The sequence below is a fragment of the Roseateles sp. genome (assembly GCF_019237615.1).
Lineage (GTDB): Bacteria > Pseudomonadota > Gammaproteobacteria > Burkholderiales > Burkholderiaceae_C > Pelomonas.
Window position 1 is genome coordinate 1 of the sequence record NZ_JAFAGT010000083.1, and the last position, 21537, is coordinate 21537.

Below are 21537 nucleotides of genomic sequence, written 5' to 3' on the forward strand. Positions count from 1 at the left end.
CATGGGCTTGAGTGTAGGAAGCGTGTTTCGGGTTTGCCGGGCGGTGCTCTTCTCGCGGCCTTGGTTCAATCCCGACAGGGAGGGCAGGCACAGCCACGACGAAGGAACGCCTGGACATCCATGGCCCGAGGTGCGGTTGGCGCCCGCAAGCGGAAGACGGCAGGGAATGCACGCCATCCTGCGACACGCCCTGGAACACGTTCCGGACTCGGGGCGTCTGCCCGGGATGCGGCGTCAAATGGCCGGGCACTCAATGCCCCGAGTGCCAACGGTTCTCACCGCACGAGGCCTGGTATCACTACCCGCCCGACGTCGAGGAGAACGGCATCGGGCGGGAGGAACGGCTGACGCAGCGGGCCTAGCCTCGCGACGGCTCCTCGTCCGGCGCGAGCAGCCGGCCGAACACCAGCTTCACCACCAGCAGCCCCGCGCCGGCCGCGACCACCAGCACCGCGTGCAGGGCCCAGAACCTGGAGCCCGTCATCACCTCCAGCAGCCCGGCCAGCCAGCCGACGAACATGTTGCCGAAGAACAGGTGCAGGTAGTAGATGCCGATCATGACGCCCTGCAGGCCGCGCGGCGCGGCGCGCGAATACAGCGCCAGGCCCACCGGCAGGATGTTGGCGAAGCCGATGTCGTTGACCAGGGTATAGGCGAAGGTCCACAGGATGCTGATCTTGGCGCCGTCGGCCTCGATGGCGAAGGCGGGGATGAGCAGCAGCGCCGGCGCGCCGGCCGCGATGAAGCAGCCCAGCGAGATCTTCGTGATCTCGTCAGGCTCGCGGCGGCGCGTGGCCCACCAGCGCCAGAAGGCGATCGAGCCCAGCATGGTGAGGAAGCTCACCGTGGCGTCGACGGACTGCAGCCAGGTCACCGGCACCTCGAAGCCGGCCACCACCATGTCCATATGCTGCTGCGACCACAGCGGATAGGCGTTGTTGAACTGCTGGTTGCCGACGATGGACAGCATCAGCAGCGGCAGTATGGCCACGAGCAGGGTGACCTGCAGCGCGCCGCGGCGGCCGATGGGGGGGCGGGCCTCGGCCTTGGCGGCGCTGCGCTGCGGCTCGGGGGGCAGCCAGCGGCGCCCGGCCAGGTAGACGCACAGGCCGATCAGCATGCCCACGCCGGCCGAGCCGAAGCCCCAATGCCAGCCCACCCTCTCGCCCAGCGTGCCGCAGACGATGGGCGCCGCGATGACGGCGATCTGCACCGCCAGCATGAAGATCTGGAAGGCGCTGGCGCGGCGCTTGTCGTCCGGCGCGTAGAGGTCGCCCACCTGCGCGGCGATGTTGCCCTTGAAGGCGCCCACGCCCAGCAGCAGGCAGCCCAGTGCCGGCAGCAGCGCCGTCTCGAAGGCCATCAGGAAGTGGCCCGTGGCCATCAGCAGCGCGCCGATGACGACGGTCTTGGTGCGGCCCAGCCAGCGGTCGGCGATGAGCCCGCCGAAGATGGGCGTCAGGTAGACGAAGCCCACGTACAGACCGAACACGGCCGAGGCCAGCTGCTGCGTGGAGCGCGGCCCGGTCACGCCCTCGATCGCCTGGCGCAGCGCGTCCATGCCTGCCACCTGGCCGATGTTGTGCGGCAGGAAGAGGTAGTTGCTGAGGTAGAGCACCAGCAGCGCCTGCATGCCGTAGTAGCTGAAGCGCTCCCACAGTTCGCAGAAGGACAGCCAGCCCAGGCCGGCGGGGTGGCCCAGGAAGGCGCGGTCGTGGCGGGCGCGTGAGTCGGCGGCGCCCGCGGTCAGGGTGGCGGAGGTCAAGAGGGAATCCCAGATCTGGAAAGGCCCAGACTGTCCCTGGACTCGCCCGCGCTGGCAATGCGCACTCGCCCGCGGATGCCGCAGGTCATGGGTGCAGGTTCTTCACGCATTGGCGTGACGCTCTGGTTCAATGCAGCTGCCACAAGGGAGAAAAGATCATGGGTGCCGTCGAGAACACTTCCGGACATGGACCGGCCAGCCAGGTTCCGCCGGGAATCCGGCGCTGGAACTGGGGCGCGTTCCTGCTCAACTGGATCTGGGGCATCGGCAACAACGCACCGCTGGCGTTGCTGGTGTTCGTGCCGTTCTTCGGCTTGATCTGGATGTTCGTCGTCGGCGCCAAGGGCAACGAATGGGCCTGGCGCAACAAGCGGTGGGAGAGCGAGGCCCAGTTCCAGGCCATGCAGCGCCGCTGGGCCAAGTGGGGCGTCGTCACGCTTGTGGCGGGCATCGTCCTTGCGAGCCTGGTCGTCTTTGGCATCTTCGGGATCCTGAAGGACTCCGAGGCTTACAAGCTTGCGCGATTACGGCTGGATGGCGACGAGCGTGTCGCCGAAATCGTGGGCAGACCCTTGTCCACCGGTATCCCGATGGGCCAGATCGAGGTGTCCGGCCCGCGCGGTTCGGCCAGCCTGTCGTTCAGTGTCGAAGGTTCGAAGGGCAAAGGCACGGCTTTCGTGGAGGCCCGCAAGGACATGGGCGAATGGAAGATCGATCGACTGGTGTTCCAGGAAGATGGCAGCGGTCGCCGCATCGATCTGTCGCCCGAACCGCCGCCGGCATCGCGGGAAGGGAACGTGTGAGCGCGGGCACGCTCACCACCGGCTTCATCGGGTCCCGATGCAGTTCCGTGCTGCGATGCTGTCTGGTCCTGCTGCTGGCATCCGGCCTTGCAGCCTCGCATGCGGAGCCAGTCATGCAGCGAGTGCCCGATCGCTTGGCGCGCTGCGCGGCAGCGCAGCAAGACCGCTATTGTGTTGAGTGGCGGTTCACCCGCGAGCCCTCGTTGCGGCTGGTGGCAGAGGGTGGTCAGGACGATGGCGGCTGGACGCTCTACCGCGTCGACGGGCGCGGGCGCTACCGGCGGCTGCTCGAGGTCCGACCGGCCTTGCAGGACGATCGCTGGCCAGGGCAGACCTTCTGGGGCTACGCCTTGGATGTGACCGACGCAGTCGCCACAGCCGGCGCAGGCGGCGTGCGGCTGTCCTTTTCATTCCAGTCGGCAGCACTGGAGGCCGGGGACTCACCACCAACTATCGGCCAGCGGCAACTGCCCCATTTGCTGCTGTGGGGCCAAACGACGCAGCCGAACATTGTCATCCGTGAGCCGCTGCGCTTCGAGGTGATGACGTCAGCGCAAGCCAAGGTCCGCTCGCGCCAGCGGGGCGTGACTGTCATCGACGGCGCGCGTGCGGCCATCGTGGCCTTCGCGCCCACCGACGCTTTGGGTGCGACGGATGACGGCTCCGTCGAGGGCATCGCTCACACGCAGTTCGCGCTGCGCGATGCGAGGCGCTGCCTGGGCACGCGAGACATCGATTACCGACTTGTCTTCGCAGACCGATTCAAGGTCGTGACCAACGGTTTGCGAGTCGACTACCGTGGCCATCAACTGGGCCAGGGGTTTGGCGCAGTGCTCGTGAACCCCGGGCAGGCGCCGCGGCTGGTGGTCGCCCGCGAAGGACCGTCGACACTGCAACAGTTGCTGCCGCAAGCCGCGAGTGAGCTGTGGCGGGAGCCGGCGTGCGTTGACCTGCGCTGATAGCGGGCCGTCATTGCCACGGCGGCGTTCGCACTCACAATCCCCCGCATGGCGCTGACCCCTCGCATCCTCGTCACCGGCGGCAGCGGCTACATCGCCGGCGTGCTGATCCGCCAGCTGCTGGCCGCCGGCTGGCAGGTTCACACTACTTTGCGCGACCCGCAGCGCGAGCCGGCGCTGCGCCGGCAGCTCGGCGCGGACGCGGGCGAGGCGCGCGAGCAGCTGCGCTGCTTCCGGGCCGACCTCCTGGCCGACGCCGGCTGGGCCGAGGCCGCGGCCGGTTGCAGTCACATGGCCCATCTCGCGTCTCCGCTGCCGGCCGGCGTTCCGCGCAATGCCAACGAGCTCATCGTGCCGGCCCGCGACGGCGCGCTGCGCGCGCTTCATGCCGCGCGCGATGCCGGCGTGCGGCGTGTGGTGATGACGTCGTCGGTGGCGGCCATCGCCTACGGCCATGGCCCGGGCGAGCACCGCTTCACCGAGGCCGACTGGACGCGGCTGGAGACGCCCGGCATCCCGGCCTACATCCAGTCCAAGACCATCGCGGAGCGCGCAGCGCGCGACTGGGTGGCGCGCGAGGGTGGCGGCCTGGAGTTCTGCACCGTCAACCCATCCGTCGTGCTGGGGCCGGTGGCCAGTGCCGACTATTCGGCCAGCGTCGTCCTCGTGAGGAGCCTGCTGCAGGGCCGCATGCCGGCGCTGCCCCGCATCGGCTTCGGCGTCGTTGACGTGCGAGACGTGGCCGAACTGCATTGGCGCGCGCTGACGGCGCCGGTCTCCATGGCCGACGAGCGCTTCATCGCCTGCGGCGGCTTCCTGTGGCTGCGCGAGGTCGCGGCCGTGCTGCGCGCCGAGCTGGGCGCGCAGGCGCGGCGCGTGCCGACCTTGCAGATGCCGGACTGGGCGGTGCGGCTGCTGGCCAGGGTCAGCCCCACGGTGCGGGCGGCGGCCAGCGAGCTGGGCACGGTGCGGCACCAGGATGCCAGCCATGCGCGGGAGGTGCTGGGCTGGGCGCCCAGGCCGCAGCGCGAGGCCATCGTGGCGACGGCGCGGGACTTGATCGAGCTGGGCTTGGTGGATAGCTGAAGACCCCGGGGGGCTGCCTACTTCTCGGCGCCATCCTGAGGCTTTGCGCGCGTCGAGTCGCTGGCCATCTTCAGCTCTCGTGCTTTGGCCTGCGCCAGCGTGGGCACGTTCAGCTCGCGGCGAAGCTGATCCGGCACGCTGGGATCGACGGGCCTCAGCCTGGGAGGACGGGAGGGATGGTTGCTGCTGAACTGTGTGCCGAAGCGTTGGGGGCGTCCAATGCTGACCAGGAAGCGATCAAGGCTGGCGGCGGCCAGCCACTTGGCTTGCTGTTCGCCCTTGCTGATGGCGACGACGCACAGGTCATGGGCCAGCAGGTAGTCGTCGGGTTCGGTGGCGTGCTGCATGACCATGGCAGCATGGTAGTAGTCGGAGCCGCTGGACACACTGCCGCTCGTGATGAGTTCCTTGACGCGCCGCTGGCGCGCCTCGTCCCTCAGCATGACAGCAGCCCAGTCCGTGACCTTGCCCGGCACAGGCGTCCGCTCTGCCTGATCCTCGTCGAACAGCCGCTTCAGTTCCGCTCCTGCTGTCGATGGGTTGTCGACGGCGGTGGCATCGGGTACTCCTTGCGCCAGAACCGGCGCAGGCGCCGCGAGTTGGGCGACAAGCGCGCACAGAAGGACAAGACGCAGCGCGGCGGTCATCGCCCCCGCCTTTGCCAAAGCGCCTTCTTCCCCTTCAACTGACGCTCGATGCCGTCGTTGAGCCGCCCGCGCAGGTCGATGACGTCTTCCACATAGCCATACACGCCGGGGAAGCGCAGGTCCAGCCACAGCCACAGCGTGCAGATGCGCAGCGCCTGCTCCATGCGGTCCAGGCGGCCATGCTGGTCGTACTCGTCGAGGAAATGGGGCTCGCCGGCATGGCCGCTGCGGGCATGGTTGGTGGCCCAGCCATGGAACTGCTCGACCAGCATGGGCAGGCGTGAGTCCACCGGCGCCTGCGCGTAGCGGAAACGCTCCTGCAGCGGCAGCGAGGCCGCGTTGCGATCCAGCGCCTCGGCCAGCTCCAGCATCTGCTCCAGCTCGGCGACGGCGAAATGCGCGTCGTCCAGGCGCAGCTGCTGCATGAAGATGCTCAGCACCGCGTAGAGCTTGTTCACGCCCATGCGCTGCGAGATGGTCTGCACATGGCGCCAGTTGGGCGCCACCGGCGCCTTGAAGTCACGTGGTGCGCGCGGCTCCTTGGGCAAGAGCGCGCGCAGCGTCTTCATCGCGTCGGCCTCGGCCTCCTTCAGCACCGAGACGAAGCCCTCGTCGTGCATGCCGTAGCGGCCCGCGCGGCCAGCGATCTGGTGCACCTCGCTGACGCTGAGCTCGCGGTCGCCGACGCCGTCGAACTTGGTCAGCGTCGAGAACAGCACGCGGCGTATCGGCAGGTTCAGGCCCATGCCTATGGCGTCCGTCGCCACCAGCACGTCGCTGGCGCCGACGGCGAAGCGCTCGGCCTCGCGGCGCCTCACCTCGGGCGGCAGCGCGCCGTAGATGACGCTGACGGCATGGCCGTTCTGCGAGATCTGGTCGCGCAGCATCAGCACGTCCCGGCGGCTGAAGGCGACGACGGCGTCGCCGGCCTGCAGGTGCGTCATCGGCACCGGCGCCGGCATCAGCTGCACATGCTGCTTGCGCTCGAAGTGGCGACGCTCGGGCTTCTCGCCGCACAGCTGCAGCAGCCGCTCTATGGCCGGCGCCGCATAGGCCGAGCCGATGATGATGAGCTCGCGCGCCGGCACGCCGACGATGGCCTGGGTCCAGGCCCAGCCGCGCGAGTCGTCGAAGATCATCTGCGCCTCGTCGATGACGGCCACGTCGACCACGTCGCGCGTGTTGACCATCTCGATGGTGCTGGAGACCACGCGGGCATCCGCCGCCGGCACGTTCTCCTCGCCGGTCAGCAGCGAGCAGGGCACGCCGCGGCCCACCAGGCGGTCGCGGCCCTCCAGCGCCAGCAGCCGCAGCGGCGCGAGATAGGCGCCGTCCAGCGCCTGGGCCAGCCGCTCGAAGGCCGCGTGCGTCTTGCCGCTGTTGGGCGGGCCCAGGTACAGCGTCACCTTGCGGCCCAGCTTGCGCGCCGCGTCGAAGCTGTCCGGGTAGCCCTGGAAGGCCAGCTCGCGGCCCAGGCTGGCCAGCGTGTCCTGCTCCTCGACCTGCTGCTCCCAGCGGTCCTGGGCACGCGTCAGCGCGGCCTTCAGGTCGTCATAGGGCATGGGCACGCCGCACTCGGCCTGCAGGCGCGGCAGCAGCGAGGCCAGCTGGGCTTCGTCGACCAGGGCTTCGCTGCGGGCGACGAGGTGGTTCAGGTGCAGGGCCAGCTCGGCCTTGTACGAGTACTCGGGCGCCTGGCCCAGCGCATGGCGCAGCGCGGCCGTGTCGCCGTCGCGGAAAAAGGCCCAGACGGGCTCCTCCTGCACCGGCACGCGGTGCGACAGGTCGACGCGCCAGCCCGGGTGTGCCAGCGCGATGGGGTGCACGCACAGCCGCGTGAACACCAGGCCCTCGCGGCGCAGGCCCAGCGATTCGAGCTGGTGCAGGCGCTGCTGCATCTGCGAGCGCAGCGTGTTGGCCAGCGGCGTCGCGTCCAGCTGGGCCAGCGCGACGGGGATGTGGGCAGGCAGCAGCCAGCGGCTGGGCCGGCCACCGCCGGCTGCCTTGGAGACCTGGATGCAGCCCAGGCGGTCCAGCGACTCGTCGCTGCCGTCGTCGAGGTCGGCCGGCACCAGCACCTGGGGCAGCGCGTAGGCGGCCTGGCGGATGCGGGCCCAATCCTCGGGCGCAAGGCTCGCGGGCAGGCGGGCGGCGTGGCGGGGCTGGGGGAGGGGAAAGGCCGGCACGGGCGGCCTGGATTCGGGGGACGAGGACTTCACGGCGGAAGTGGAACACAGCTCGTCGTGCCGGCATCGTGCGGGCGGGCCGACCAGGCCGTCTCGTCGACACTGCGGTCATGGACACCGTCACGATCTTCCACAACCCCTTGTGCGGCACGTCCCGCAACGTGCTCGCACTGATCCGCCACGCGGGCCTGGCGCCGCGCGTCGTCGAGTACCTTCGGACGCCGCCCGGACGCGACGAGATCCGTGCGCTCGCCGCGGCCACGGGCCGGCCGCTGCGTGCGCTGCTGCGGGAGAAGGAGGCGGTGTTCGCCGAGCTGGGACTGGCCGACGAGAGCTTGCCCGACGACGCGCTGCTGGACGCCCTCGAACGCCACCCCATCCTGCTGAACCGCCCCATCGTTGTCACGCCGCTGGGCACGGCGCTGTGCCGGCCATCGGAGGCGGTGCTGGAACTGCTGCCCGTGGGCCCGCTGCCGCCGTTCACGAAGGAGGACGGCGAGGTCGTGCAGGACCACGGCCGCCGCCGCGGCGCGAGCCCGGCGCAGCGCCGGCTGCGCTACAACGTTGCCTGCAGCCTGGACGGTTTCATCGCCGACCCCGACGGCGGCTACGACTGGCTCGTGGAAGACCAGAGCATCGACTTCGACGCGCTGTACGCCGAGTTCGACACCTTCGTCATGGGCCGCAAGACCTGGGACGTCATGCAGGCCCAGGGCGATGCCAATCCCCTGCGCGGCAAGCGCGTCATCGTCGCGTCGCGCACGCTGGCGGCGAGCGAGGGCGTGACCATCGTGCGCGACGACATCGCGGGCGTGGTCGCGGCGCTGAAGGCCGAGGCGTCGGCGCGCGACATCTGGCTGTTCGGCGGCAGCGAACTGGCCGGGGTGCTGTTCGCGGCCGGCCTGGTGGATCGCGTCGAGACGGCCGTGATGCCGGTGCTGCTGACGCGCGGCATCCCGTTGCTGCCGGCCGGCGCGACGCAGCGGCTGGCGCTGGCCTCGGCGCGCAGCCTGGCCAGCGGCATCCAGATGCTGGCCTACGACGTCGCGAGCTGACGGCGCTCAGTCGATGGGCCAGGGCATGGCCGCGGGCATCCCGGTCGCCTCGTCCGGCGATGCCGCCCGCGGCGGGCCGCGCCGCGGCGCATCGGCCTCGCGCCACCAGGGCGCCGCCGGCTCGCCCTTGGCCGGCTCGACGGCCTCGCCAAGCCGGGGCATCAGCAGCTGTGCGCCCTGCCGCGGGCCCAGCTCCAGCAGCGTCTCGGCCGGCTGGTCCCAGTCGTGCAGGGCCAGCGAGAACGTGCCCCAGTGCACCGGCAGGAAGGCGCCGCCGCCCAGCAGCTGCAGCGCCTTCAGCGCGTTTTCCGGGCCGAGGTGGATGTCGCCCCAGGCCGGGTGGAAGGCGCCCACCTCCAGCATGACGAGGTCGAAGGGGCCGAAGCGTTCGCGGATGGCCGCGTACTCGCTTGTCAGCCCGGTGTCGCCGCTGAAGAAGACGCGGTGCCTGGGTGTCTCGATGACGAGGGACGACCACAGCGTCGCATTGCGGTCGGACAGCGACCGGCCCGAGAAATGCTGCGATGGCGCAGCGGAGATGCGCAGTTCGGCGCCCGGTGCCTGCCAATGCTCCCACCAGTCCAGCTCGACGATGCGCGCCGCCGGCACGCCCCAGGCCTCCAGGTGGGCGCCAACGCCCAGCGAGGTGATGAAGGGCACGTCCTGCAGCTTGATGAGCTCGCGGATGGTGGGGAGGTCGAGGTGGTCGTAGTGGTCGTGCGAGATGGCGACTGCATCCAGCCTGGGCAGCGCCTTCAGCGCCAGCGGCACGGGCTGGAAGCGCTTGGGGCCGGCCAACTGCGACGGCGATGCACGCTTGCCCCAGACCGGGTCGGTCAGCACGCGCAGGCCGTCGATCTCGATGAGCACGGTGGAATGGCCCAGCCAGGTCGCCCGCAGGCCGGTGTCGGCCGGCTTGAGCCAGGCGTCCAGCGGGTTCTGCGCCGGCAACGGGCCGGCCGGCGTGCGGCGACCCTCGGAGCAGAGGAAGTCGGACAGCGATGGCCGCTCGCTGCCGTCGCGCAGTCCGGGCTGGATGGGGTGGACGTTGCGAAAGCCCTCACCGGCCCAGCGTGGCGAGGCCCGCATGCGTTCAAGGCGGAGGCCGGAGGCGCGTTTGCCGAGGGATTTCATGGCGTGGCGATGTCGGATGGCGGGGCGGGGGCGACGGGCGTTCAGGCGAGTGTCCCGCAGCGATTGTGCGCGGCCCGGGCCGGCGCCTCCCGCGAGCGGGTGCCTTGAAATGCCGGCGGCCGGGGGCATCTGAGCCTCAGCCATCGCTCACATAGGGTGCCGTATGCCCACCACCATCAAGCTTGCCGTCCCGGCCGAACTGCTGTCCCTTGTCCGTCTGGCGCAACTGCTGCAGGCCCTGGAAGGCCAGAGCCGTGCGGCGGACCCGCACCAGTACAGGCTGCTGGTCGAGAAGCTCGGCGCCGAACTGCGCGAGCACCAGGGCCACCCGTCTCTGCCGGGTCTGCTGGATCATTTCCCTGCCGCCGCCGAGGTCTACGAGAATCTGCAGTACGCCCATGCCGGGCTGTGCCGCGCACCGCTGGAGCAGTCGCTGGGCTCCGAGCTGGCGACGCGCGAGCTTCTGGGCCGGGTGTGTAAGGGCTAACTTCGGCGCAGGCCGATCTCGAAGACGACGCCGTCGTCGACGTTGCGCGCCGCGATGCTGCCGCCCATCTTGGCCAGATAGGTCTTGGCCACGAACAGCCCCTGGCCGCGGCGCACGCCGTCCTCGGGCTGGGCATCGCTGACGCCGTAGTCGAAGATGCGCGCCAGCCGGTCGTCGGCGATCTGCGGGCCCCGGTTGTGGATGTCCACCGTCGCCAGCTCGCCCTCGAGGCGCAGCGCCAGCGTGATGGGCGTGCCTGGCAGGCGGTGGCGATCGGCATTCGTCAGCGCATGGGTGAGCGCGTCCTCCAGCGGGTACTCGTCGGCCTGCACCCAGACCGCGTCGGGCGCCGGTGCGTAGACGACACCGGCAATGCCCGCGTAGACGGCGTTGGCCGCCACCTGGCGCAGGAAGGCGTCCAGGTCCAGCCGGCCCACGGCCAGCGTCGCGGCGGCGAGCGCCTCGCTGGGCGAGGCCTGGCCATAGAGCACCTTCACGGCCTGCTGCATGCGCTGGACATAGCGCCGGCTCGGGTCGGCTTCCGATCCGTGCAGCAGCATCAGCGACTGCAGTGGCGACATGATCTCGTGGCCCACGGCATGCCATTGGTCGTGCTCGCGTTCGGCGCGCAGCTGCTCGCGGTGCAGGCTGTCGCGGGCGTGCTGCAGCAGGTCGGCCAGGCTGCCGGCCAGGATGCCCAGCTCGTCGCTGCCACGCAGGTCGGCCACGTCCAGCCGGCCCAGCTCGAAGCGCCCGGGTGCCTGCAGCTGGTGCGACAACGCGGCGGCGCGTTTCGTCAGCGTCGCGACGCGGCGGATCAGGCCGATCTCGATGATGAGCCAGGCCAGCGCGATGGCCGCCAGCATGGCGGCGACCGGCCAGGCCAGGCGGGCAGCGCTGGCGCTCAGCGTGCGGTCCAGGCCTTGCAGATCGCCCGTCAGCGTGACGTCGAAGCGGCCGGCCGGCGTGCTGACGCCGTCCCGCGCCGACAGCATGCGCGGCATGGCCGGCACGGGCAGGCGCTGGATCAGGGCCATCAGCCAGGGAGAGGGCGGCGCGCCGCTCGCGTCAGCGCCCTGCAGCAGCGCGACGACGCGACCGGCGCGCGTGATGCGCAGCGTCTCCCCGGGCGCCAGCGTGGCGGCCAGCCTGCCGAGGTGCAGGGGCGGCTGGGCGCCTGGCGCTGCGCTGTCGAACAGCACCGCTTCGCCGGGGCCCAGCAGGCGCAGGCGCAGGCCCGTGCGGACCAGGTCGGCCGGCGGCCATTGCGGGCCGCCGGGGCGGAATAGCGCCTCCCGGAAGGCCTCGACGGGCAGGCGCAGCGAGAGCGTCGTGCGCCGCGGGCAGGGCTCGGCCGTGCTCAGGCAAGGCCCCTCGCGCCAGACCCAGCCGCGGAAGTCGCGCTGCGGCCTGGCCTTGCGCGGCAGCGCGGTGGTGCCTTCGGGCGCGTCCAGCGTGAAGCCGGGCAGCTGGCCGCGTTGCGCGTCCAGCATCTCGACGGGCGCGAGCCAATGCTGAGCGATGCCGCCCTGCTTCAGGTCGATGCGCACGCGGTGCACGTCGGCCAGGTCCAGCGCGCCGCGCTCGCGGCTCGCCAGCGGCGGCGCGTCGAGGCTGGCCACGAGGTAGACGAAGCCACCCGCATAGGCATTGCTGCCCACCGCCGCGCACAGGCTGGCGCCGTCCGGGTACAGCAGCGCGCAGCCGGCCATCTCGACGGCGTGCTGGGCCTTGGTGGCGTCGTCGAAGTCGATGGCGGCGAACGGCAGCAGCAGCGGCGCGACCCAGCCCGGGTCCACCTGCGCCGGCTCGGGGTTCATCAGCGCGAGCTGGCCCGCAGGATGGCGCAGCTGGGCCACGATCCCGGCCAGGGACTTGGCGAAGGTTTGCTCGTAGCGCTGCGCGTTGCGCTGCCTCTCCTCGTTCAGCAGCGCGACGGCCAGCGCTAGCGTGGCCATGGCCAGCGCGATGAAGACGAGGTGGAAGACGATGCGGTTGCGAAAGGCCGCCAGCCCCAGGCGCGGCACGTCGGGCAGCGACAGCTCGACGCGGCCGAGCTTCATCCGCCCGTCCAGCGGAAGCCGCGCATGGGAATGTTCTCGATGCCGTCGAAGGCGGGGTCCACGTCCCTGAATGCGTCGCGGATAGTGGCCACATGCTTGCGCACGTTGTCGCGGTTGCGGCCGCTCTTGACGACGTCGAACAGCTCTTCGTAGCCGACCACCTCGCCCGCGCGCGCATGCAGCGTCGCCAGGATGCGCTGGGCCGTCAGCGGCAGGTTGATGCGCTGGCCGCGCCACATGGGCGTGCGCTGTTTCAGCGGGTCCAGCTGCAGGCTGTCGTCACCGGCCTTGGTGGCCGGCTTCGCGGCCGGATCGCGCAGCCGCGCAGTGCGCAGGATGTCCAGGAAGGTCTCGACGAACTCGGCCTCGTCGAAGGTCGTCTTCTGCAGGTAGTCCCAGGCGTCCAGCGCCTTCATGATGCTGCGGTAGATGGCCGCCGGCATGGCCGACACCACCAGCACCGGCGTGCCCAGGCCCTGCTTGTTGATCTCGTTGATCAGCGCCACGCCAGCGTTGCGCTCCCGGCCCAGTTCGATATCCAGCACGACGAGGTCGTAGCGCTCGCGCAGCAGCGCGGCCTCGGCATCGTCGCGGTCGAAGTGCTGATCGACGGTCAGCTCGGGGCGGGCGGCGCGTATCCAGCCGGCCAGCTGAGCGCTGGTGGTGGGATCGTCCTCGATGACGGCGATGCGGGGCATGGCGGGATTATGTGGAGGCCGCCCCGCGCGGCGGCGGAAGGATTCTTCCGCGGGCTCAGCCGCCGATGACGCCGCAGGCGACGCGCGCGCCGCCGCCGCCCAGCGGCGCCGGGTGGTCGGAGTGGTTGTCGCCGCCGGCATGGATCATCAGCGCGCGGTTCTTCACGTCGGCCAGCTTGAGGCGCGGGCCCAGCACGGGCGCGGTGGCCGTGCCGTCGGCGGCCACATAGAGCGGCGGCAGGTCGCCCAGATGGCCGTCGCCCCAGGGCTCGCCATGCTTCTTGGTGCCCGCCGGGTCGAGGTGGCCGCCGGCGGCCAGGGCCGGCACCATTGCACCGTTGCTCTCGCCGGGGGCGCAGGAAGGCTTCTCGTGGATGTGGAAGCCGTGCAGGCCGGGCGGCAGGCCCTTCAGTTCGGGATAGAAGGCCAGGCCGTAGGGCGTCTCGACGATGCGCACGCTGCCGAGCGCCGCGCCGTCGCCCTGCTTCTCGGCGGCGTTGACGGCCACTGTGAGGTCGGCCGCCAGGGCCGTGGCGCCGGCCAGCAGGCAGGCGGTGGCGATGAGCACGCTCTTCATGGGGGGCTCCTTCGATGCGATGCGCGAAAGCGTAGCAACCGGGGCCGCCGCTGGGCGGCGCGGCGCGTATCGGCCCCCCGGATCAGAGGTGGCCTATCCACATCCGTAGGAGGGTTTGCAACGCGGGCAGCCTGGCGCGGAGATCGGCGGCCGATTGGAACTCGACCTGGGCGCGGTCCTTGCCGAGCCATTTCAGCAGGCCGGCGGGGTCGGGAATGTCCAGGCCGCCGGCAGGGAGCGTGCGCACCTTGGCGCCCAGGTGCAGGATCAGCCCCAGGCCGGCCTGGCTGCGCAGATATGTGGTGGCGAAGTACTCCGTCGTGCGCCAGCTCGGCGCGTTCCACTTGATGCCTTCGGCAATGGCCGGATCCACAGCCAGCATGGCCCGGCGCAGCGTCTCGATCTCGGCCTTGAAGGGATGGTCCAGCGCCGCCATGAAGCGGTCCACGGCCTGGGAGGTGTCGGCGGCGGTCAGCTTGGGCATGGCCGGATTCTGGCGACAAATCCGGCGGAAGACTCCTTCCGCCCTTGCGGAAGATTCCCACCCCGGGCGCCCCTCGCCCCTTCCCGCAGCAATGGCAACCATGGCCGCCATGCATCGATCACCGATGCAGCAACGCCAAGGAGCCCACTATGCTGCAACGCCTCAAGACCCTCGCCGCCGCCCTCCACCATGCCTTCGGCCGCGGTGCCAGCCGTGGCATGGAGGCCGTGCCCACCGCCGCGCGCTCGCTGCGCCGCGCCCTGCCCCCGCTGCTCATCCTCACGGCCGTGACCGCAGCCGGCTATGCACTCGTCACCCACCCGCCCGTGCAGGCGGTCCCTCCCGGCCAGGCGGCGCTGCGCACCAACCAGTTCAGCGGCGGCACGAGCGAGTTCCGCGCGGGCAGCTTCCTGCGCATCCCGGGCCTGCACGAGGTGCGCCTGTTCCCGCTGCGCGACCAGAGCTACCACCCCGCCGCCATCGCCAAGGCGGATGGCCCGGCGCCGCTGCAGTCGGTCGAGGGCCTGTCGCTGGGCCTGGACATGAACCTGCGCTGGACGATCGACGCCACGCGCCTCGTCGAGCTGTCGCGCAGGCTGCCGGACGACATCGAGGCCGACGTCATCGCGCCGGCCGTGCAGGCTGTCGTCTACAAGCAGATCGCCAGGCACACCGTGCGCGAGATCTTCTCCAGCCAGCGCGCCGAGATCGCCGCGGCGCTGGAGGCCGAGCTGCGCGCCAGGCTGGCCGGCGACGGCATCCTGCTCAAGGGTGTGCAGATCGGCTCGGTGGACCTCCCGTCCGACTACCGCCGCGGCATGGACCGCCTGCTGGCCGACAGCCTGGCCAGCGAGCGCATGCGCTACACGCTGGAGATCAGCGAGAAGCAGGTCAAGCAGACCGAGCTGCAGGCCGCCGCCGACAAGGTGCGCCGCGAGACCGCTGCCGAGGCGGCCGGGCGCGAGCAGATCATCGCGGCGCGGGCGCAGGAGGAGGCAATGAAGCATGTGCTGCCCTTCAAGCAAAAGCAGATCGAGCAGCGCGCGCTGGAGGCCCAGGCCGAGAGCGCCGCGCGCATCAAGCAGGCCGAGGGTGCCGCGCAGGCGCGCCGCATCGAGATCGCCGCGGAATCCGAGGCGCGCCAGAAGCTGGCCGACGCGGAGGCCTACCGCGTGGCCCAGATCGGCAAGGCCAATGCCGGCCAGATGGCGGTCGAGGGCGCGCTGCTGACCCGGCATCCGCTGCTGGTGCAGAAGGCCATGGCCGACAAGCTGTCGGACAAGGTGCAGGTCATCATCGCGCCGCCGGGATCGGGCGGCTTCATCGGCAACGCGTTGCTGGCGGGCATGGCGCCGGCCGCGAAGGCGGCCACCGAGGGCGCGGAAGCGGAGCGGGAGTAAGCCATGCGTCGCTTTGCCCTGATCGTCGTCGCCGCCGCGGTCGCGGCCGCGCTCATCACCCAGGCCGATGCCGCCGAGCCGCCGGCCTTCCCTCGCGCGGGCCTGGTGTCGCAGGATTCGCCGCTGCGCGGCGCGCCGCGCGACACCGCCTCGCTGCAGGCCCAGCTGGGCCGCGGAGAGGCGCTGGAGATCCGCACCGAGCGGGGCGACCACTGGCAGGTCTGGGACTACCGCCGCGAGCGTGGCGGTTGGCTGCGCAAGAGCCAGGTGCTGCTGCTGCCGCGTGGCGACGGCGCCGCGGCCGAGCTGCTGGCGCAGCTGCGCCTGGCCCGCCAGCAGTTCGGTACCGAGGGCCTGGGGCTGGGCCTGGCCGCCGCCTATGTGCAGGCGGCGACGCCGGCCGAGCTGGCCGGCCCCGGCGGCGCCGAGGCGTTGGAGGCGATGGGCAGCTTTGCCGAGCGCATTGCCGACCGCGCCTCCACCCCGGCGGCCAGGCCGAACGAGGGCCAGCTCGCCGCGCAGCTCGACGTGGCCGCGCGCTACGGCCTGAAGTTCGAGCAGTTCGACAGCGCCGAGGAGGGGCGCGTGCAGGTCTGCTACGAGGGCGAGGCCTTCCGCCGCGTTCTCGCCACGGCCGCCACGCCGGAGCAGCGCGCCCGCGCGGCGCTGGCGCTGACGCGTCCCGACTGCCTGAACCCGTTGGCGACACCGCGCGAGGTCGAGGCGCGCGACCAGTGGCGCCGGCAGGTGCTCGCCCAGGTCGATGCGGCCACGCTGGCGCCGCACTGGAGGAACCGTCTGCTGATGCGCCGCGCCGCGGTCGCGGCCAGCCTTGCGTTCGCGTCAGCCCGCCGCGGGGCGGGCGGTGATGCCGCGCCGGTCCTGGCCGAGTTCGCCGCCATCGCGCCCAGCGAGCTGACCGAGGACGACCAGGCCGCCTACGCCGACGCGGCCATGCGCGTGAACGCCGCGCGCTGGCTGGGTACGGGCGCGGGCGGGCGCGACTTCGGTGCCGTGCAGCTCGCGTTGCAGCCCGGTGCCGATGGCGAGCACTGCGTCGAGCTGAAGGAGGGCGGCCGGCTGGTCGTGCGCCGCTGCAGCTTCGGCCAGGTGGCGCTGGCCTCCGCGTCGCTGAACCGCGAGGGCCGCGCGCTGGCGCTGGCCGTGCAGCCGCTGGACGGCTGGCGCGAGCTGTGGCTGTTCCAGAAGGGCCGGGACGGCTGGCGCGTGGACGTCATGCCGCCCGCGCCGGCCCGGCCGGGCCTGGGCGTGGCCGAGTTCGCCGGCTGGGTGCCGGGCGGCGTGCAGATGCTGCTGGCGCGCGAGTTCCGCGCCGAGGGCCGGTACCGCCGCAGCTTCGAGGTCGTGTCGCTGGACAACCTGGCCACCGAGCGCCAGTCCGGCGAGCCTGCGCTGCTGGGCGCCTTCCAGCGCTGGGCCGACCCGGCCTGGCGTTCGGGGTCGCCGGTGCGCCGTTGAACCGCGCGGGACGGGCGCCCCGCTTCACGCGGCGAGGGCCAGCGCCGCGTCGCCCCGCAGCGGCAGCGCCAGCCGCGCCACCGTGCCCTGGCCCGGCTGGCTGTCCAGCTCCAGGCCGCCGCCCAGCATGCCGCTGGCCAGGCTGTGCGCGACGAACAGGCCCAGGCCGCTGCCGCCCTGGCCGAAGGTGGTCGTGAAGAAGGGCTCGAAGGCGCGGGCGAGGTCGGCCGCCGGCATGCCGGCGCCGTTGTCGCGCACCTCCAGCGTCAGCCGGTCGTCGGCGCCGCGGCGCGCGCCGACGTGGATCTGGCCGCCGCCGCCGTTGCGGAAGGCGTGCAGGCAGGCGTTCTCCAGGAGCTGCTCCAGCACCTGCTGCAGTACCTCGGCATAGCCTTGCAGCATGAAGCCGTCTGGCAGCTCGCAGGCCAGCTGCACATGCTCGACGCTGAGGTGGCTCTGCACGCGTGCCCAGGCCTGCAGCACGGCCTGGCGCAGGTCGAAGCGCGAGCGCACGGCGCGGCCGCTGCCCTCGGTCAGCTGCCTGAAGCGGTTGACCAGGCGCAGCGCGCGGTCCACGTTCTGCTCGACCAGCTCGGTACCGGCCGCCGTCTGAGCCACCCAGTCAGTCAGCTCCTGGCGCCTGAGCGGCGCGCTGTCGGCCATGCGCTGCGCGAAGCCGGCGCTGCCGGCCCGCAGCGCGCTGGCGCTGAGCAGCGCGTTGCCCAGAGGCGTGTTCATCTCGTGGGCGATGCCGGCCAGCAGCCGGCCCAGCGCGGCGAGCTTGCGGCTGTTGACGAGCTCGTCCTGCGTGGCCAGCAGCTCGGCGGTGCGCTGCTGCACCTGCTCCTCGAGCCACTGCGCGGCACGGCGCCTTTCCTCGGCACGGCGCTCCTGGTCGACGGCGATGCCGGCGAGGTGGCTGACGGTGTTGAGCGCGGCCAGCTCCTCGGGCGAGGGCCGACGCACCTCGCGGTAGTACATCGCGAAGCTGCCGACGACGCGCCGGTCCGGCCCGTGGATGGGCGCGGACCAGCAGGCCCGCAGGCCATGGGGCAGGGCCAGGCCGCGGAACTGCGTCCACAGCGGATGGGTGGCGATGTCGTCGACGATGACGAGGCGGTCGTCGAACATGGCCGTGCCGCAGGAGCCCGCCGCCGGGCCGATCTCCAGGCCCTCCAGCGCCCGCATGTAGTCGGCAGGCATGCGCGGCCCGGCGCCCACGTGCACGTGGCGTCCGTCCAGGTCCAGCAGCAGCACGGTGCTGTACAGCCCCTCGAACTGCGACTCGATGACACCGGTCAGGCGGTCCAGCACCCGCTGCAGCGGCTGGCCGGTGGCCACCATCTCCAGCAGCTCGTTCTTGGCCTGGTTCAGCACCTTGGCGAACTGCATTCGGCTGACGTCGACCAGGCAGACGGCCACCTGGGTCTCGCCGTCGCGCTCGGTCAGCGTCAGGTGCAGCTCGTGGGGCCGGGTCTCGCCGGTGCGGGTCTGCAGGCTCCACTGCAGGCTCAGCGAGCCGGTGCGCCGCAGCTCGACCAGCATGTGGTCCAGCGTTTCGGCCGAGGTGCGGCCGTCGGGCTGGTGCTGCGGGCACAGCAGCGACAGCGGCATGCCGCGCAGGGCCTGCGGGTCGTAACCCAGCAGCTTGGCGTGTCCCGAGGCCGTGCCGACGATGGGCAGCTCGGGGGTGGCCTTCACGAGCAATATCGCGACACGGGTCATGTCGTCCATCTCGGCCTCCGCTGTTTCCTGGGCTGGCTTCCTGAACCGGCAACTGTGCCGTATCTTGGCGGCGGACCCAACTGCCAGATTGGGTGGGGCACCCGCGCCAGAATGCCTGCTTGTCGCCCACCCGTTGCAGGCCCGCCATGCCCCAGATGTTGCTTATCGTCGAACCCGTCGGCCAGCGCGCCGAACGCGGCCGCACCGCCGGCGAAGCGGTCTACCAGCGCATGCTGGACTTCGCCGCCGAGCTCAAGGCCGAGGGCCTGCTGCTGGGTGTCAACTCGCTGGGGTCCGCGGCCCGACGGCTGACCCGGCGCGACGGCGGCGCCCAGGTCTGGGATGGGCCGTTTGCCGAAGCCAAGGAGATGGTGGGCGGCTATTTCCTGCTCGACACGGAGGACGCCGCCGTCGCCCTGGCCTGGGCCGAGCGCTGCCCGGCGGCCGAATGGGCCACGGTGGAGATCCGCGGCGTCGGCCCCTGCTACACCTGAACCCCTCCGAGGCGGTGGTCACGGGAGATTAGGTAGTTTCCCGAGGACGGTCGAAGTCGCGCAGCGTGGATCGTCGAGTGAATGAAGGCGGCACGGCCGCCCCCACCCAACCAGGAGACCCGTCATGCGATTCATGATCCAAGTCCGCGCCAACGCCGTCAGCGAGCGTGGCGACCCGCCCGGCCCCGAGTACGCCAAGCTGTTCGAGGAGATGGGCGCCTTCCACGAGGAGATGGCGCGCGCCGGCGTGCTGCTGGACGGCGCCGGCCTGCGCCCCAGCCGCGACGGCTGGCGCCAGCGCTACAACGCCGACGGCCGCATCGAGCGCATCGACGGCCCCTTCGCCGAGACCAAGGAGCTGATCGCCGGCTACACGCTGATCCAGGTGCGCTCCGTCGAGGAGGCGCAAGCCTGGGCCAGCCGCTTCCCCAAGCCCTTCCTGGGCATGGACTGCGAGATCGAGGTCAGGCGCCTTTACGAGGACGCCGACTTCGCCCCCGGCGGCGACATGGCCATCGGTACCTGAGCGCAGGCCCGGCATGAGCAACCTCGCCACCCTCCTTGGCTGCGCCGGCCTGGCCGTCCTGCTGCTGCTGGCCTATGCCCTGACCCGCCCCGACGAATTCCGCATCGAGCGCCGCGCGCGCATCGCCGCGCCGGCCGACCAGGTCTGGCCGCTGATCAGCGAGCTGCGCGCCTTCAACCGCTGGAACCCCTATGAGCGCAAGGACCCGCTGCTGAAGAGCCGGTACGGCGGCTCGACCAGCGGCGTCGGCTCGCGCTACGCTTGGGAGAGCGACAAGGTCGGCAGCGGCAGCCTGGAGATCACCGGCCAGCAGCCCGGCCGTGCCGTGCAGCTGAAGCTGGACTTCGTGAAGCCTTTCGAGGCCCACAACCAGGCCGAATTCGCGTTGCAGCCCATGGCCGACGGCGCCACCGAGGTGCGCTGGACGATGAGCGGCCCGGCCAACTTCATGAGCAAGCTCATCGGCCTGTTCATGGACATGGACAAGATGGTGGGCCGCGACTTCGAGGACGGTCTGACGAACCTGCGCCTGCTCGCGGAAGGAGGCCGGCCATGAAAGACCTGCAATTCGGCATCGACATCGCTGCCCCGGTGGCCCGCGTGTGGGATTGCATGTTCGACCCCACCGCTTACCGCGACTGGACCCGCGCCTTCGCCGAGGGCTCCTACTTCGAGGGAAGCTGGGAGGCCGGCCGCCGGCTGCGCTTCCTGGATCCCCAGGGCTTCGGCATGGAGGCCGTCGTCGACGAGCACCGGCGGCACGAGAGGCTGTCGCTGCGGCTGGTGGGCGAAATCAAGGACGGCCGGCCCCTGCCCGACAGCCGGCTGCACCGCTCGCCGGCCCACGAGCGCTACGAATTCAGCGCTGCGCCCGGGGGCGGCACGCGGCTCGCCATCCACCTGCAGAGCTGGGATGACGCCTTTACCGATTTTCTGCAGACCACCTGGCCACGGGCCCTGCTGCGCCTGAAGGCCCTGGCCGAATCCACGCACTGAGAGCAAACCCCCTGCCGCTCAAGGGATCGGCATCGGCGTCGAGCCCCGCCGCGGCAGCCACCGGAGAGACCCGCCATGCACAAGCAGATCTTCGTCAACCTGCCCTGCAAGAGCCTGCCCGCCAGCAAGGCCTTCTTCGAGGCCCTGGGCTACAGCTTCAACCCGCAGTTCACCAACGACCATGGCGCCGCCCTCGTGCTCGGCGACAACCTCTTCGCGATGCTGCTCGCCGAGGACTTCGCCCGCGGCTTCACCGGCAAGCCCCTGGTCAATGCCCGCGAGGCCACCGAGGTGCTGGTGTGCCTGTCCTGCGAGAGCCGCGCGGAGGTGGACGCCCTCGTCGCCAAGGCCCGCGCCGCTGGCGGCAGCGTGCCGCGCCAGCCGCAAGACCATGGCTTCATGTACGCCCATGGCTTCGAGGACCTCGACGGCCACATCTGGGAACTCGTCCACATGACCGGCGCGCCGGCCTGAGGAGAAGTGCATGCAGATCCAGCCCAAGCTCACGCCCTTCCTCTGGTACCAGCGCGGCGCCGAGGACGCGGTGGCCCATTACCTCCGGGTATTCGGTGCCGGCCGCATCACGCACACCCAGCGCTGGGGCGACAACTCGCCGGGCGCGGCCGGTACGGTCATGCTGCTCAACTTCGAGCTGTTCGGGCTGCAGATGACCGCCTTCAACGGCGGCCCCCACTTCCAGCTCGACGAGGCCTTCTCGCTCACGGTCGCCTGCAGCGACCAGGCCGAGATCGACCGCCTCTGGGAGCAACTGCCTGCGAACGGCGGCAAGCCCTCCGAGTGCGGCTGGGTGAAGGACGCCTGGGGCCTGTCCTGGCAGATCATCCCGGCGGCCTGGTTCGACATGCTCCGCGACCCCGACCCGGCCCGCGTGCAGCGCGTGTTCCAAGCCATCTGGCGCATGCAGAAGATCGACCTGGCCGCGCTTCAACGCGCCTACGACGGCGCATGAATC

General features: G+C 71.3%; 21 protein-coding genes and 2 pseudogenes. 14 read left to right on the plus strand and 9 right to left on the minus strand.

All coding sequences use genetic code 11. The features are described 5' to 3' along the window. Window positions 1–358: 358 nt before the first annotated feature. Window positions 359–1765, minus strand: coding sequence for a peptide MFS transporter (locus tag JOY88_RS16380; RefSeq protein WP_293503702.1), 1407 nt, complete (start codon window positions 1763–1765; stop codon window positions 359–361). A gap of 158 nt (window positions 1766–1923) precedes the next feature. On the opposite strand from JOY88_RS16380, the gene JOY88_RS16385 reads away from it, so the two are divergent. The 3 genes from JOY88_RS16385 (at window position 1924) to JOY88_RS16395 (ending at window position 4613) form a co-directional block, all read left to right on the plus strand. Beyond that, window positions 1924–2568: a cytochrome c oxidase assembly factor Coa1 family protein gene (locus JOY88_RS16385; RefSeq protein ID WP_293503703.1), complete on the plus strand. Its 645-nt coding sequence runs from the start codon at window positions 1924–1926 to the stop codon at window positions 2566–2568. A 113-nt stretch (window positions 2569–2681) separates the two neighbouring features. After that, on the plus strand, window positions 2682–3527 hold the full coding sequence (locus JOY88_RS16390) for a hypothetical protein (RefSeq protein ID WP_293503704.1): 846 nt from the start codon (window positions 2682–2684) through the stop codon (window positions 3525–3527). Between the two features lie 48 nt (window positions 3528–3575). Then, a complete protein-coding gene (locus JOY88_RS16395) occupies window positions 3576–4613 on the plus strand; it encodes an NAD-dependent epimerase/dehydratase family protein (RefSeq protein ID WP_293503705.1) in 1038 nt (345 codons plus the stop codon). Between the two features lie 17 nt (window positions 4614–4630). Here JOY88_RS16395 and JOY88_RS16400 read toward each other — a convergent pair whose 3' ends face one another. Continuing rightward, window positions 4631–5260: a hypothetical protein gene (locus JOY88_RS16400; protein ID WP_293503706.1), complete on the minus strand. Its 630-nt coding sequence runs from the start codon at window positions 5258–5260 to the stop codon at window positions 4631–4633. Next, window positions 5257–7479, minus strand: a complete 2223-nt coding sequence (locus tag JOY88_RS16405; protein ID WP_293503707.1) for a helicase-related protein — start codon at window positions 7477–7479, stop codon at window positions 5257–5259. Before JOY88_RS16405 ends, JOY88_RS16400 begins: the two co-directional genes overlap by 4 nt. A gap of 77 nt (window positions 7480–7556) precedes the next feature. Here JOY88_RS16405 and arsC point away from each other — a divergent pair. Next, window positions 7557–7970: pseudogene (arsC, locus tag JOY88_RS16410) on the plus strand (arsenate reductase (glutaredoxin)); the annotation flags it as partial. 39 nt (window positions 7971–8009) lie between these two features. Further along, a pseudogene (locus tag JOY88_RS16415) lies at window positions 8010–8501 on the plus strand (dihydrofolate reductase family protein); the annotation flags it as partial. Between the two features lie 6 nt (window positions 8502–8507). Here JOY88_RS16415 and JOY88_RS16420 read toward each other — a convergent pair. After that, window positions 8508–9590, minus strand: coding sequence for an MBL fold metallo-hydrolase (locus tag JOY88_RS16420; RefSeq protein WP_293503708.1), 1083 nt, complete (start codon window positions 9588–9590; stop codon window positions 8508–8510). A 208-nt stretch (window positions 9591–9798) separates the two neighbouring features. Here JOY88_RS16420 and JOY88_RS16425 point away from each other — a divergent pair, with 208 nt between their 5' ends. Then, window positions 9799–10122 carry a hypothetical protein gene (locus JOY88_RS16425; RefSeq protein ID WP_293503709.1) on the plus strand — a complete coding sequence of 108 codons (324 nt, stop codon included), beginning with the start codon at window positions 9799–9801 and terminating at the stop codon, window positions 10120–10122. Here the strand turns inward: JOY88_RS16425 and JOY88_RS16430 are convergent. From JOY88_RS16430 to JOY88_RS16445, 4 genes are all read right to left on the minus strand, one after another. Then, window positions 10119–12185: a sensor histidine kinase gene (locus JOY88_RS16430; RefSeq protein ID WP_293503710.1), complete on the minus strand. Its 2067-nt coding sequence runs from the start codon at window positions 12183–12185 to the stop codon at window positions 10119–10121. The genes JOY88_RS16425 and JOY88_RS16430 overlap by 4 nt on opposite strands. Continuing rightward, window positions 12182–12883 carry a response regulator transcription factor gene (locus JOY88_RS16435; protein ID WP_293503711.1) on the minus strand — a complete coding sequence of 234 codons (702 nt, stop codon included), beginning with the start codon at window positions 12881–12883 and terminating at the stop codon, window positions 12182–12184. The genes JOY88_RS16430 and JOY88_RS16435 overlap by 4 nt, the downstream gene beginning before the upstream one ends. A 55-nt stretch (window positions 12884–12938) precedes the next feature. Beyond that, a complete protein-coding gene (sodC, locus tag JOY88_RS16440) occupies window positions 12939–13460 on the minus strand; it encodes a superoxide dismutase [Cu-Zn] SodC (RefSeq protein ID WP_293503712.1) in 522 nt (173 codons plus the stop codon). Between the two features lie 82 nt (window positions 13461–13542). Beyond that, window positions 13543–13944 (minus strand): DUF1801 domain-containing protein, encoded by a 402-nt coding sequence (locus tag JOY88_RS16445; RefSeq protein WP_293503713.1) that lies wholly within the window; start codon window positions 13942–13944, stop codon window positions 13543–13545. Between the two features lie 149 nt (window positions 13945–14093). Here JOY88_RS16445 and JOY88_RS16450 point away from each other — a divergent pair, with 149 nt between their 5' ends. Both JOY88_RS16450 and JOY88_RS16455 read left to right on the plus strand, forming a co-directional pair. Then, on the plus strand, window positions 14094–15344 hold the full coding sequence (locus JOY88_RS16450; RefSeq protein WP_293503714.1) for an SPFH domain-containing protein: 1251 nt from the start codon (window positions 14094–14096) through the stop codon (window positions 15342–15344). Between the two features lie 3 nt (window positions 15345–15347). After that, window positions 15348–16823: a hypothetical protein gene (locus JOY88_RS16455; protein ID WP_293503715.1), complete on the plus strand. Its 1476-nt coding sequence runs from the start codon at window positions 15348–15350 to the stop codon at window positions 16821–16823. Between the two features lie 24 nt (window positions 16824–16847). Here the strand turns inward: JOY88_RS16455 and JOY88_RS16460 are convergent, their stop codons facing one another. Then, window positions 16848–18557: a sensor histidine kinase gene (locus JOY88_RS16460; RefSeq protein ID WP_293503716.1), complete on the minus strand. Its 1710-nt coding sequence runs from the start codon at window positions 18555–18557 to the stop codon at window positions 16848–16850. 137 nt (window positions 18558–18694) lie between these two features. Here JOY88_RS16460 and JOY88_RS16465 point away from each other — a divergent pair, with 137 nt between their 5' ends. The 6 genes from JOY88_RS16465 to JOY88_RS16490 all read left to right on the plus strand — a co-directional run bounded on the left by JOY88_RS16465 (window position 18695) and on the right by JOY88_RS16490 (window position 21534). Next, window positions 18695–19042, plus strand: coding sequence for a YciI family protein (locus tag JOY88_RS16465; protein ID WP_293503717.1), 348 nt, complete (start codon window positions 18695–18697; stop codon window positions 19040–19042). Between the two features lie 124 nt (window positions 19043–19166). Continuing rightward, window positions 19167–19568: a YciI family protein gene (locus JOY88_RS16470; protein WP_293503718.1), complete on the plus strand. Its 402-nt coding sequence runs from the start codon at window positions 19167–19169 to the stop codon at window positions 19566–19568. A 13-nt stretch (window positions 19569–19581) separates the two neighbouring features. Continuing rightward, window positions 19582–20124, plus strand: a complete 543-nt coding sequence (locus tag JOY88_RS16475) for an SRPBCC family protein (RefSeq protein ID WP_293503719.1) — start codon at window positions 19582–19584, stop codon at window positions 20122–20124. Then, on the plus strand, window positions 20121–20564 hold the full coding sequence (locus JOY88_RS16480; protein ID WP_293503720.1) for an SRPBCC family protein: 444 nt from the start codon (window positions 20121–20123) through the stop codon (window positions 20562–20564). The genes JOY88_RS16475 and JOY88_RS16480 overlap by 4 nt, the downstream gene beginning before the upstream one ends. 75 nt (window positions 20565–20639) lie before the next feature. Beyond that, window positions 20640–21038, plus strand: coding sequence for a VOC family protein (locus tag JOY88_RS16485; protein WP_293503721.1), 399 nt, complete (start codon window positions 20640–20642; stop codon window positions 21036–21038). Between the two features lie 10 nt (window positions 21039–21048). Continuing rightward, entirely contained in the window at window positions 21049–21534 is a 486-nt protein-coding gene (locus JOY88_RS16490) for a VOC family protein (RefSeq protein ID WP_293503722.1), read from the plus strand. The last annotated feature ends 3 nt before the right edge of the window (window positions 21535–21537 follow it).

What these genes read in the sequence shown, in the direction of transcription:
- JOY88_RS16385 (WP_293503703.1), top strand. Translation starts at nt 1,924, where the DNA reads ATGGGTGCCGTCGAGAACACTTCCGGACATGGACCGGCCAGCCAGGTT.
- JOY88_RS16390 (WP_293503704.1), top strand. Translation starts at nt 2,682, where the DNA reads ATGCAGCGAGTGCCCGATCGCTTGGCGCGCTGCGCGGCAGCGCAGCAA.
- JOY88_RS16395 (WP_293503705.1), top strand. Translation starts at nt 3,576, where the DNA reads ATGGCGCTGACCCCTCGCATCCTCGTCACCGGCGGCAGCGGCTACATC.
- JOY88_RS16400 (WP_293503706.1), bottom strand. Translation starts at nt 5,260, where the DNA reads ATGACCGCCGCGCTGCGTCTTGTCCTTCTGTGCGCGCTTGTCGCCCAA.
- JOY88_RS16420 (WP_293503708.1), bottom strand. Translation starts at nt 9,590, where the DNA reads ATGCGGGCCTCGCCACGCTGGGCCGGTGAGGGCTTTCGCAACGTCCAC.
- JOY88_RS16425 (WP_293503709.1), top strand. Translation starts at nt 9,799, where the DNA reads ATGCCCACCACCATCAAGCTTGCCGTCCCGGCCGAACTGCTGTCCCTT.
- JOY88_RS16430 (WP_293503710.1), bottom strand. Translation starts at nt 12,185, where the DNA reads ATGAAGCTCGGCCGCGTCGAGCTGTCGCTGCCCGACGTGCCGCGCCTG.
- JOY88_RS16435 (WP_293503711.1), bottom strand. Translation starts at nt 12,883, where the DNA reads ATGCCCCGCATCGCCGTCATCGAGGACGATCCCACCACCAGCGCTCAG.
- sodC (WP_293503712.1), bottom strand. Translation starts at nt 13,460, where the DNA reads ATGAAGAGCGTGCTCATCGCCACCGCCTGCCTGCTGGCCGGCGCCACG.
- JOY88_RS16445 (WP_293503713.1), bottom strand. Translation starts at nt 13,944, where the DNA reads ATGCCCAAGCTGACCGCCGCCGACACCTCCCAGGCCGTGGACCGCTTC.
- JOY88_RS16450 (WP_293503714.1), top strand. Translation starts at nt 14,094, where the DNA reads ATGCTGCAACGCCTCAAGACCCTCGCCGCCGCCCTCCACCATGCCTTC.
- JOY88_RS16455 (WP_293503715.1), top strand. Translation starts at nt 15,348, where the DNA reads ATGCGTCGCTTTGCCCTGATCGTCGTCGCCGCCGCGGTCGCGGCCGCG.
- JOY88_RS16460 (WP_293503716.1), bottom strand. Translation starts at nt 18,557, where the DNA reads ATGGACGACATGACCCGTGTCGCGATATTGCTCGTGAAGGCCACCCCC.
- JOY88_RS16465 (WP_293503717.1), top strand. Translation starts at nt 18,695, where the DNA reads ATGCCCCAGATGTTGCTTATCGTCGAACCCGTCGGCCAGCGCGCCGAA.
- JOY88_RS16470 (WP_293503718.1), top strand. Translation starts at nt 19,167, where the DNA reads ATGCGATTCATGATCCAAGTCCGCGCCAACGCCGTCAGCGAGCGTGGC.
- JOY88_RS16475 (WP_293503719.1), top strand. Translation starts at nt 19,582, where the DNA reads ATGAGCAACCTCGCCACCCTCCTTGGCTGCGCCGGCCTGGCCGTCCTG.
- JOY88_RS16480 (WP_293503720.1), top strand. Translation starts at nt 20,121, where the DNA reads ATGAAAGACCTGCAATTCGGCATCGACATCGCTGCCCCGGTGGCCCGC.
- JOY88_RS16485 (WP_293503721.1), top strand. Translation starts at nt 20,640, where the DNA reads ATGCACAAGCAGATCTTCGTCAACCTGCCCTGCAAGAGCCTGCCCGCC.
- JOY88_RS16490 (WP_293503722.1), top strand. Translation starts at nt 21,049, where the DNA reads ATGCAGATCCAGCCCAAGCTCACGCCCTTCCTCTGGTACCAGCGCGGC.